Genomic DNA, 11,604 nt, shown 5'->3' with positions numbered 1-11,604 from the left:
TTGGCACACTATTGAGTTCTCAAACAACAGACACACCCGGCACCACCACAACCAACCATTCGGCCGTGGATCGCTCCGGAGCAACTTTTCAAACTTACCGGCTGGTCTCACTCTTGTCAAACCGGCATCCGCGACCTTCTCAGCCTGAGGCTTTCGTGTCGGTTTTTTCGGTCTGACTCCGTGGAGCAGCGCGGAAATAAACTCTACCACCACTTTGCCGGGATGGCCAACCAAGCCCCGAACAGCCCCGTGCACCCCCACCCTGAGGGCAGCAAAAAGCCCGGAATCTCAAGGAATTCCGGGCTTTTCGCCGCGCACTTAAGAGAGCGGGTTCACACTATTCGGTCAGCTTGGCCGCCAAAGGAACGGGCTTGAAGTAGGCCGCACCCAGGGGCGGCAACGTTACGGTCAACGATGCCGGCTGGCCATCAAGCCCTTCGTCCAGGGCAATCAGCTCACTGCCATTCAAAACACCTGAGCCGCCATAGGCCGCAGCATCAGTGTTGAGCACTTCGGTCCAGGCCCCGGCAGCCGGAACGCCGAGGACATAGCCAACATGCGGACCGCCGGAGAAGTTGATGGCGCACACCAAGGGATTGCCGTCCTTGTCCCAGCGGACAAACGTCAGGACATTGCGGTCGGCGTCCCCACCGTTGATCCACTGGAAACCACCGGGCTCGTTATCCCGCTCGTACAGGGCCGGCGTCGAGCTGTAGAGCTCGTTGAGGTCCTTGGTGAGGAGCTGCAAACCGCGGTGCGCCGGAATGTCGGCCAGGTACCAGTCCAGTCCGTGCTGCTCGGACCATTCAGCCTCCTGGCCGAATTCGGTGCCCATGAAAATGAGCTGCTTGCCCGGGTGCGCCCACTGGTAGGCAAAGAAGGCGCGCAGGTTGGCCAGTTGCTGCCAGCGGTCCCCCGGCATCTTCCGGAGCATGGAGCCCTTGCCGTGCACTACTTCGTCGTGGCTGATAGGAAGCAGGAAGTTCTCGGTGAACGCGTAGACCATCGAGAACGTCAACGTACCGTGGTGCCACTTCCGGTTGACCGGGTCCTCGGAGGCGTACTTGAGGGAGTCGTGCATCCAGCCCATGTTCCACTTGAGCCCGAAGCCCAGGCCGCCGTGGCTTGTGGGGGCGGTGACACCGGGGAAAGCCGTGGACTCTTCGGCGATCATCACCGCGCCGGGGTGGGTCTTGTAAACGGTGGCGTTGACTTCCTGGAGGAAGGAAATGGCTTCCAGGTTCTCGCGTCCGCCAAAGCGGTTGGGCGACCACTGCCCGTCTTCACGCGAATAGTCCAGGTACAACATCGAGGCCACCGCATCAACGCGGAGTCCGTCGATGTGGAACTCATCAAGCCAGTACAGCGCGTTGGACACCAGGAAGTTCCGCACCTCTGTGCGGCCAAAGTCGAAGATCAGCGTTCCCCAGTCGGGGTGCTCGCCCAGGTTCGGGTCGGCGTGCTCGTACAGAGGTTCGCCGTCGAACTGAGCCAATGCCCAGGCATCCTTGGGGAAGTGCGCCGGAACCCAGTCCAGCAGCACGCCGATTCCGGCCTGGTGCAGGGAATCCACCAGGAACCGGAATTCGTCCGGATGGCCAAAGCGCGACGTCGGCGCAAAGTAGGACGTCACCTGGTAGCCCCAGGAGCCGCCGAAGGGGTGTTCGGCCACAGGCATGAACTCAACGTGCGTGAAGCCCAGCCACTTGACGTAGTCCACAAGCTCCTTGGCCAGCTCGCGGTAGCCCAGGCCAATGCGCCAGGATCCGAGGTGGACTTCGTAGGCGCTCATCGGCGAATTGTGCGGGTCACGCTGGCCGCGAGACTCCATCCATTCGGCGTCCTTGAACGCGTAGGACGGCTCCACCACCCGGGACGCCGTCAGCGGCGGGACTTCGGTGCCGAAGGCCAGGGGGTCTGCCTTTTCGACCCAGTGGCCGCTCTTGGTCTTGATCTCGAATTTGTAGCACGCCCCTGCTAAAACGCCGGGAAGGAAGACTTCCCACACGCCTGAGGAGCCCAGCGAGCGGAGCGAATTTTCGCGGCCGTCCCAGGCGTTGAAGTCGCCTTTGACGCGGACCGCCTGCGCGTTCGGCGCCCAGACGGCAAAGGAGACGCCGTCAACATCGCCGAGGGAGGACTTGTAGTGCTGGACGTGCGCGCCCAGGACTTCCCAGAGCTTCTCGTGCCGGCCCTCGCCGATCAGGTGCAGGTCCACTTCACCCACGGTGGGCAGGTAGCGGTAGGGTTCGTCCACGGTCAGCGGCGCGGCACCAGGATAGGTGACCTCCAGCCGGTAGTCGGGCACGTGGCCGGCCTGCAGCGGTTCGAGGACTGCCACCCATACACCGTTGCTTTCGTGGGTCATGGGCACTGCACCCACGGCAGTCACCACGCTCACTGCCTCCGCGAGGTGCTTAAGCGTCCGAACCGTCACATGGCCATGGTCGTCCAGGTGGGCGCCGAGCACTGAGTGCGGCGCGTGGTGTTCGCCGTTCGCCACGCGGGCCAACGTGTCCGGGTCCACGTGAAGAGGCACCCGGGGCCGGTCTGTACGTGCTGAGCCTGTCATTTTGATACCTTCCGATGCTGCCCCGGCCTGATCGCCGGAGCCTTTAACGCTGAGGAGCCGCCTGGACGCATTCGTTGGAATGGCCAGCCAGTCAGGTCTGTTCCGTAATTCATATACGACTTCGTAGAGGGCCTTGTCCAGCCACAATGCCACAAAGAGCGGTGAAGTCCGGTCGATGGTGCCGGGTGTGACTGCGGCATACCCGGCAAGGAACGCGTCCGCGCAATCATCGACCCAGGACGTCGGAACGCGGGCACCCTGATATTCGCGTTCTGCCGCGCCTGCCGCGTAGTCGAAGGAACGCAGCATTCCCACCACGTCCCGGAGCGGAACATCGGGGAAGTTGCGTTCGGCGATGGGCCGCAGTGGCTCACCTTCAAAATCAAGGATGGCCCACCGGCCGGGCTGGCCGCCGTGGCCGGGGACCTGCAGGATCTGGCCGAGGTGGAGATCGCCGTGGATCCGCTGCAGCGGCCCTGCCGGCACGCCGTCGAGCTGGCCAAGCAGAGCCCCTAGTGCGTCGTCGTAAGGCCCGACGGCGGCACTGGCTTCCGCCCATGCCTGCCGGACCCGCTGGGCTACTCCGGGCGCAATGAGCTGACCCGGCGCCGATTCAACCGCTGTGCCGAGGGCTTCCGCCAGCCGGCGGTGGACCGTTGCTGTGGCAGCGCCCAGGGCATGCGCCTCGGCGGTGAAATCGGCACCGGTGCGCGCGGCATCCACGGCAAGGCGCCAGGCATCGCGGCCGCCGGCGAGGAATTCGTGGGCTACGGCAAGCTCGCCTTGCGATGGCGCCTGTGCCGGGAGCCCCGGTGATGCCGGCGCTTGCCATTCCCCGCGGACCCACCCGAGCGTGGCCGGAACCTCGAGGGTGCCCTGGGCCGTCAGCGCCGCCCCTACCTCGACCTCAGGGTTGATCCCTTCGGAAAGGACGCGGAAGAATTTCACGATCGCGGCGGACTCGCCGTCGTCAACAATGACAGAGCTGTTGGACTGCTCGCCGGACAGGACTTTGACCATTCCGTGGGCGGTAGGCAGTCGGTGCTCCGACCGGGTGCGGTGGCCAGTCGCCGAGCCGGTGCCCGAGCCTGCTTCGGACCGGATCAGCTCCAGCCAGGAGGACACAAAGGAAGGATCGTGCACGGCGTCGTAGATCCAGGCCATGCCGGCCTCGGGAGCTTGGCCGACCAGTGCCCGCTCCGCTCCGGCAAGCGGACTTGCCCGGTAACTCAGCGGGACCTGGACCACGTCAGTCCGGAGACCGCCGTCGGCCGTCCGGGAGGAAACAGCCAGCAGGAAGATCTCCAGCCGGGCCTGCCCGGCGGCATCTTCAAGGCTCAGGCTGCCCGCCTGTGCCAGCGAAAAATCGGCTGTCTTCACGGGGAACCACCGCTGGCGCGGAAGCCATTCGCGAAGGACGGCGCTCAGTGTGGCTGTGAGGGTGGGCTGGGCCATGTCAGTTCTCGATGGACAGGATGGGCAGTGCCTGCGTGTACGGGGAGGCTGGATTGGACGTCGCCGAGCGGACCCGCAGCCAGAAGAAATCATGGCTTCCCAGCGTCAGCGTCAGTGATCCGTCGTCGTCGATCCCGGGGAACGGCTGCCCGCCGAACACATCGCGCAGCCCGCGGCCGGCAAACTGGGGAATCCGCAGTTTTGCCGCCACGGGGTGCTGCGACAGGTTGAAGGCGCACAGAATGGTTTCGCCGGGCAGCCCTGCAGTGTTGTCATCCGAAAGTTCCCGGAGATACGCCACCACGGCGTCGTGGTCCGCTTCGACATGTTTGAACGCGCCCAGCCCGAAGGCAGGGTGGTTCTTGCGGACGCTGAGGATCTGCCGGGTCCAGCGGAGCAGGGAACCGGAGTGGGCGGCCTCGGCTTCCACATTGGCCATGCCGTAGCTGTACACCAGCGACTGGATGACCGGCAGGTAGAGCTTGCCGGGATCAGCGTTGGAGAATCCTGCGTTCCGGTCCGGGTTCCACTGCATGGGGGTGCGCACAGCATCGCGGTCATCGAGCCAGATGTTGTCCCCCATGCCGATCTCGTCCCCGTAGTACAGGAACGGGCTGCCAGGCAGCGACAGCAGTAGGGCATTGATCAGTTCGATCTCGGCCCGGGAATTATCCAGCAACGGTGCAAGCCGGCGCCGGATCCCGATGTTGGCGCGCATCCGGGGGTCCGGCGCGTACCAGCCCAGCATTGCCGCACGCTCGTCGGCCGTGACCATCTCCAGCGTCAGTTCATCGTGGTTGCGCAGGAACGTTCCCCACTGCGCCCCTTCGGGGATCTCCGGGGTGTCATGCATGGTCTCGATGATCGGAGCGGCCTTCTGGTCCCGCAGGGCGTAGTAGAGGCGCGGCATGATGGGGAAGTGGAAGGCCATGTGGCATTCGGGCTCTTCCGCTGTTCCGAAGTACTCCACCACCTCGTTGGGCGGCTGGTTGGCCTCGGCGATGATCACGCGGCCCGGGTAGCCTTCATCCACCATGGCCCGCAGCTTGCGCAGGAAGTCATGGGTGGCCGGCAGGTTTTCGCAGTTGGTCCCTTCTTCCTCGAAGAGGTACGGGATGGCGTCCGCCCGGAAACCGTCGATGCCCTGGTCCAGCCAGAAACGGACCACGTCAAAGAGCGCTTCGATGACCTTGGGGTTTTCAAAGTTCAGGTCAGGCTGGTGGCTGAAGAAGCGGTGCCAGAAGAATTGCCGGCGGATGGGGTCGAAGGTCCAGTTGGACTCCTCCGTGTCCACGAAGATGATGCGGGCGTCCTGGTACTTCTCGTCAGTGTCGCTCCACACGTAAAAGTCGCCAAAGGGACCGTCCGGGTCCTTGCGCGATTCCTGGAACCAGGGGTGCTGGTCCGAGGTGTGGTTCAGCGGCAGGTCAATGATGACCCGGACGCCGCGGGCATGGGACTCGGCCACTAGCCGCTTGAAGTCGCTGATGGTGCCGAACTCATCCAGGACGGAGTTGTAGTCCGAAATGTCGTAGCCGCCGTCACGTAGCGGCGACTGGAAGAACGGCGGCAGCCACAGGCAGTCCACGCCAAGCCACTGCAGGTAGTCCAGCCGGTCGATCAGGCCGGAAAAGTCGCCCGAACCGTCGCCGTTCGCATCCGCGAAAGCCCGCACCAGCACCTCATAGAACACAGCTTTCCGATACCAGAGCGGATCGTGGGCCAGGCCAGGGGCGTTCAGCTCAAACGTACTCTTGGGGGTGAAATGCTGGCTGGAACTCTGCGGGTTAAAGCTCACTGATGCAATCTCCTCACGCTCAGGATGTGGGCGGGTTCAACGTGCGCATCCAGGCGGACGTAGTTGTATTCGCCCCATTCCCAGGATTCGCCGGAAATGAGGTCATCCACCCGGAACCCGCCGTTGGGCGACAGGTCCTCGGGGTCAAGTTCCAGCGCAGCCAGATCCAGTGAAATGGTGCTCTCCCTGATGCCGTGCGGATCAACGTTGACCACCACAATGATGGTGTCTTTGGTGCCGTCCGGCAGGGTTTTGTGCTTGGAGTACACCACCGTGGCGTCGTCGGTGCTGTGGTGGACCGTGAGATTCTGCAGGTCCAGCAGCGCCGGGTGGTTGTGCCTGATCGCGTTGAGCCTGGTCAGGTACGGCGCCAGGGTCCGGCCTGAGGCAGCGGCAGCGTCCCAGTCACGGGCTTTGTATTCGAATTTCTCGTTGTCGATGTACTCTTCCGCTCCGGGGCGGGCAACATGTTCATAAAGTTCGTAGCCGGCATAAACGCCCCACAGGGGGCTGGCGGTGGCGGCCAACGCCGCACGGATCTTGAACGCCGCCGGACCGCCGAACTGCAGGTATTCCGTGAGGATGTCCGGCGTGTTGACAAAAAAGTTGGGCCGGAAGTATGCGGGCGATTCGTGGCTGACCTCCGTGAAGTAGGTTTCCAGTTCCTTTTTGGTGTTCCGCCACGTGAAGTAGGTGTAGGACTGCTGGAAGCCCGCCCGGCCCAGGGCGTGCATCATGGCAGGGCGCGTGAACGCTTCCGCGAGGAACACCACGCCAGGGGTCTTTTTGTTGACCTGGCCAATGAGCCATTCCCAGAACCACACCGGTTTGGTGTGCGGATTATCCACCCGGAAGATCTTCACGCCATGGCTGACCCACAGCAGCACGACCCGCAGGATTTCCTTCGCAAGCCCTTCCGGATCATTGTCGAAATTGAGCGGGAAAATGTCCTGGTATTTCTTGGGCGGGTTTTCCGCGTACGCGATGCTCCCGTCAACCCGGGTAGTGAACCATTCCGGGTTGGACTCCACCCAGGGGTGGTCCGGCGCGGCCTGCAGCGCCAGGTCCAGGGCGACTTCCAGGCCAAGTTCGTTGGCGCGGGCAACAAAGGCGTCGAAGTCCTCGAACGTGCCCAGTTCCGGGTGGATGGCGTCGTGGCCGCCCTCCTTGGCGCCGATGGCCCAGGGCGAGCCGGGATCATGCGGGCCGGCAATCAGGGTGTTGTTGGGGCCTTTGCGGTGCTGGATACCGATGGGGTGGATCGGCGGCATATAGAGAACGTCGAAGCCCATTTCCGCCACCGCGTCCAGCCGCTTCGCCGCGGTCCGGAAATTCCCGGACGTCCACGCCCCGGTGGTGGCGTCCCTGACGGCGCCTTCGGACCGGGGGAAGAATTCGTACCAGGCTCCGCGGCCTGCGAGATCGCGCTCCACCAGCAGCGGGAACTGCTCGGAAACGGTGATCAGTTCGCGGATCGGCTGGCGGTTCACCACGGCGGCCACGTCCGCGCCGAAGCCGGCTCCCAGACGCTCCTCATCGGTGAGGGACCCGTTGCCCAGGATGGAAGACGCCATGCGCAGGGTACGCCGGTCCGACGCATTGCGGGAGGCGTCGGCGGCCGCTTCCGAGAGCAGCGCCGATCCTTCGGCGAGCATTAATTCGACGTCGATGCCTGCCGCCACCTTGACTTCGGCGTTGTGGTGCCAGGTTCCGTAGCGGTCGTGCCAGGCCTCGATGAAAAACGTCCAGTTTCCAACGGCCGACGGCGTGAGGACGCCCTCCCAGCGGTCGGTACCGAGGCCGCGTTCCCCCTTGGGCGGCGCCAGCCTGACGCGCTGGCGTTCCTTCCCGCGGGGATCCAGGAGGACCGCGCTGACACCCAGTTGGTCATGCCCCTCCCGGAAAGCGGTGGCGCCCACCACAATTCCCTCCCCCGGCAAGGCCTTGGCAGGATACTTTCCGCCCTCCACCACAGGCTGCACGGCGGTGATCGGAAAACGGCCGAATCTTAGCCCGTCGGTGATTTGGCCTTTCGGCTTTTTCTTTGAGGCGGCAGGGGTTACTGAGTTAGTCGTCACAGGCTCGACGTTAGCGAGAAATGGTCCAGATTGCTAAGCCTGCGCTGCTTTTTGTCGCGGCGATTCGTCTTATCCGCCACGCCAACTGTCATTTACCTAAAAGAAAGCCAAAGCAGTTCCAGACGTTGATGTTGTCGGTTAGTGTGGCGCAGGTGAAGGCAATCCGCAGATTTACCGTCAGAACTGTCCTCCCGGAACCCATCAGGCCGCTGGCCCGGTTGGCCACCAACCTGCGCTGGTCCTGGCACCGGCCCACCCGTGAACTTTTCGCTGGCCTGAACCGCCGCATCTGGGAGGAATCCGACCAGGATCCCATCAGTTTCCTGGGCCGGGTCAGCCGCGAAGAGTTCCAGCGCCTCGCCGCCGACCAGTCGGTGGTGGACCAGGTCCGCGCCGCCGCCGAGGACCTCGACCGGTACCTTGAGCAGCCCCGCTGGTACCAGAGCCTGGGCGAGGATGCCCCGGCCGCCATTGCATACTTCTCCCCCGAATTTGGCATCACCGAAGTCCTGCCGCAGTACTCCGGCGGCCTGGGCATCCTGGCCGGCGACCACCTCAAGGCCGCCTCGGACCTGGGTGTGCCCCTGATCGGGGTTGGCCTGCTGTACCAGGCAGGCTACTTCAAGCAGTCCCTCTCCCGCGACGCCTGGCAGCAGGAAACGTACCCGGTACTCGACCCTGACGGACTCCCCCTCACACTGCTTCGTGAGCCGTCCGCCGATGGCAACGGCCGTCCCCTGCAGATCTCGCTCCCGCTCCCCAACGGGCGCCGGCTGCTGGCACACATCTGGCGTGCCGACGTCGGACGCGTTCCCCTCTTGCTGCTGGACTCCAACGTTCCCGGCAACGACGACGCCGCCCGCGGCATCACCGACCGCCTCTACGGCGGCGGCGGAGACCACCGGCTCCAGCAGGAGCTCCTGCTGGGCATGGGCGGAGTCAAGGCGCTGCGGGCGTACCAGCAGCTGACCGGAACCGCGGCGCCCGAGGTGTTCCACACCAATGAGGGCCATGCCGGCTTCCTGGGGATTGAGCGCATCCAGGAACTTATGGCCGGCGACGCCGCCCTCAGCTTCGACGAAGCCCTCGCCGCCGGCCGGGCGTCCACGGTCTTCACCACCCACACTCCCGTTCCGGCCGGCATCGACCGTTTCGAGATTTCCCAGATCCACCACTTCTTCCAGGCCGGGCTTGCGCCCGCGGTACCCGCGGACCGGATCCTGGAGCTGGGCCGGGAAAACTACGCCGACGGCAATCCGTCAGTCTTTAACATGGCGGTGATGGGACTCCGTCTGGCACAGCGGGCCAACGGCGTCGCCAAGCTCCATGGAGAGGTATCCCGCGGGATGTTCTCGGCCCTGTGGCCGGGGTTCGACCACTCCGAGGTGCCCATCACGTCCGTTACCAACGGCGTCCACGTGCCCACCTGGGTCGACGGGCGCATCTCCCGGCTCGCGAGAGAACAGTTCGGCACCGAGGCCGAAGCCCTGGGCCGCTGGGACCTCGCCTATAACGTCAGCGATGCTGACGTCTGGGCGCTGCGCCGTGAAATGCGCACCGCGTTGGTGGAGGACGTACGCCGCCGGCTCAGGGCTGCGTGGAAGAAACGCGGCGCCGCCGACGCCGAGCTTGGCTGGACCGACAGCGTCCTGGACCCCGATGTGCTGACCATCGGCTTCGCCCGGCGCGTCCCCACCTACAAGCGCCTGACGCTGATGCTTCGCGAGCCGGACCGGCTCAAGGCGTTGCTACTGCATCCGGAGCACCCGATCCAACTGGTGATCGCCGGAAAGTCCCACCCGGCAGATGATGCCGGGAAGAAGATGATCCAGGATCTGGTCCGCTTCACCGACGACCCCGAGGTCCGCCACCGCATCGCCTTCCTGCCGAACTACGACATCGCAATGGCCAGGACGCTTTTCCCGGGCTGCGACGTGTGGCTCAACAACCCGCTCCGCCCCCTGGAGGCGTGCGGCACATCGGGCATGAAGGCCGCCATCAACGGTTCGCTGAACCTTTCGGTGATGGACGGCTGGTGGGATGAAATGTACGACGGCGAGAACGGCTGGGCGATCCCCACCGCCAACAACGACGCGTCCCCCGAAGAGCGGGACGACATCGAGGCGGCGGCGCTGTACGAACTCCTGGAAACGCAGGTGGCGCCGCGCTTCTACGGGAACACGGTGTCTGACAGCGCAGGTGCTGCCGGGCCGTCCACCACGGGCACCGAGAAAGTCCCGACGCACTGGGTGTCAATGATCAAGCACACGCTGTCCCACCTAGGACCGGCCGTTTCCGCGGAGCGCATGCTGCACGACTACGTCAACGTGCTCTACCGGCCCGCGGCCGAGGCCGGACGCAGAGCCGTTGCCAACTCCTACGCGCAGGCCCGTGTGCTGGCGGCATGGACTGCCAAGGTACGTTCGGCGTGGCCTCTGCTGCACGTCGAACATGTGGACTCCGTAGGCGTTTCCGAGGACCCGCAGATCGGGGACACCCTGCAGGTGAACGCCTACATCGCGCTGCACACTCTCTCACCGGAGGACGTGTCCGTGGAGGTGGCTTATGGCCGTGCCGAGGAAAGCGACACCCTGGCGGACATCACCCTGATGGAGTTGAACTCGAAAGAGGACCTCGGCGAGGGACGCCACCTGTTCAGCGGCTCGCTGGTCATCGACCGCTCCGGTCCCTTTGGCTACACCGTCCGCGTCCTGCCACGGCACGAGGCATTGGCTTCCAAGGCGGAGCTGGGGCTGATCGTCAACGCCTGAGCACCAGCGTCATACCTAGAGGAGCACGGCCGTGACCGCGAGGTCACGGCCGGCGTAGCTTTCGGCATCCTGGAGGACCTCGCAGATGATCCCGAAGGACCGGTCCCCACGGAACGCTGCGGCCACCTGCCAGAGGACCGTGACCGGGGAACTGCCGTTCTCGCCGATGCTGTCCGCGAAATCGTGCAGGGAATCGTTCAGGGCGTCCATGTTCACGCCGTAGTGCTCAGGGAAGGCGAGCACTTCGCCGAAGGTTTCCAGAACAGCCTTCTTGCTGTCGGCAGCGGGGACCACCAGGCTGCGGCGGCCGGCGTCGGCGACCTGTTCCTGGAGTTCTTCGATGGTCCAGGTATCGGCGGAGTAGATTTTCATGAGGGTGTTCAGCTGCCTTCTGCGATGAATTTGAACGAGTCGTAGTGGTCCTGCGTGTAGTACTTCTCGCCCTCGGAACCGGTGACGATGCGGCGGGCTCCCCTGTCGGATTCACCCGGAGTGGGCACGGTGTACTCTCGGTAATAGCCTGAGCCCTGCCGCGGGAGAATGCGCTCGAAGTTGCCGAACGTCTTATTGTCCTGGCTGTAGCGGTAGGGGCCGCCGGCACGGATGGTGGCGAGGGTAGTCCGGGCTTCGGCCGGCAGTTGGGATTCCTTGATCGCGGGCAGCCCGGACGGGTTGGCGGGGACTACCGCCGGGGCCGGAACCTCCGCAGGGCCCGGGACGGGAGCGCCCGGGACGGGAGCGCCCGGGACCGGGGCCGCGCTGGAACTTGCTGCCGGAGTCGTACTTCCCGTTAAAGTCTCAAGGAGTCCGGGGCCGCCGAAAGCGAACACCGCTAGGGCGTGTCTCCTAATGCTTTGGGGTGGCTTTTTGGCAAAATTGAGCGGTGAGTTCGCGTTATGCCTTGTTGTCCGATGCCCAGTGGGAGTTCAT

The 11,604-nt window shown here is 64.5% G+C and carries 6 protein-coding genes; 1 reads left to right on the top strand and 5 read right to left on the bottom strand.

Annotated elements, in window-relative coordinates; translation table 11 throughout:
- Positions 1-337: 337 nt before the first annotated feature.
- Genes NG696_RS00320 through NG696_RS00310 form a run of 3 tightly spaced genes read right to left on the bottom strand, consistent with a single transcriptional unit; the run spans position 338 to position 7,903 of the window.
- The gene (locus tag NG696_RS00320; RefSeq protein WP_252573498.1) at positions 338-4,027 is read right to left on the bottom strand and encodes a 1,4-alpha-glucan branching enzyme; all 3,690 of its coding nucleotides are present in this window, start codon (positions 4,025-4,027) and stop codon (positions 338-340) included.
- Between the two features lies 1 nt (position 4,028).
- Positions 4,029-5,825 carry a maltose alpha-D-glucosyltransferase gene (gene treS / locus NG696_RS00315; RefSeq protein ID WP_252567160.1) on the bottom strand — a complete coding sequence of 599 codons (1,797 nt, stop codon included), beginning with the start codon at positions 5,823-5,825 and terminating at the stop codon, positions 4,029-4,031.
- Complete coding sequence (locus tag NG696_RS00310; RefSeq protein ID WP_308291917.1) at positions 5,822-7,903, bottom strand: alpha-1,4-glucan--maltose-1-phosphate maltosyltransferase; 2,082 nt, start codon at positions 7,901-7,903, stop codon at positions 5,822-5,824. The genes treS and NG696_RS00310 overlap by 4 nt, the downstream gene beginning before the upstream one ends.
- A gap of 152 nt (positions 7,904-8,055) precedes the next feature.
- Here NG696_RS00310 and glgP point away from each other — a divergent pair, with 152 nt between their 5' ends.
- Positions 8,056-10,674, top strand: coding sequence for an alpha-glucan family phosphorylase (gene glgP, locus NG696_RS00305; RefSeq protein ID WP_252567158.1), 2,619 nt, complete (start codon positions 8,056-8,058; stop codon positions 10,672-10,674).
- Between the two features lie 15 nt (positions 10,675-10,689).
- Here the strand turns inward: glgP and NG696_RS00300 are convergent, their stop codons facing one another.
- Together NG696_RS00300 and NG696_RS00295 are read right to left on the bottom strand one after the other, a co-directional pair.
- The gene (locus NG696_RS00300; protein ID WP_252567156.1) at positions 10,690-11,046 is read right to left on the bottom strand and encodes a barstar family protein; all 357 of its coding nucleotides are present in this window, start codon (positions 11,044-11,046) and stop codon (positions 10,690-10,692) included.
- An 8-nt stretch (positions 11,047-11,054) separates the two neighbouring features.
- Positions 11,055-11,504 carry a guanyl-specific ribonuclease gene (locus NG696_RS00295; RefSeq protein ID WP_252573497.1) on the bottom strand — a complete coding sequence of 150 codons (450 nt, stop codon included), beginning with the start codon at positions 11,502-11,504 and terminating at the stop codon, positions 11,055-11,057.
- Between the last annotated feature and the right edge of the window lie 100 nt (positions 11,505-11,604).

The sequence above is a fragment of the Pseudarthrobacter cellobiosi genome, from assembly GCF_023913755.1.
Classification (GTDB): Bacteria; Actinomycetota; Actinomycetes; order Actinomycetales; family Micrococcaceae; genus Arthrobacter; species Arthrobacter cellobiosi.
The sequence above is the reverse complement of the archived record's forward strand: the minus strand, read 5'-3'. Positions and strand labels throughout refer to the sequence as shown.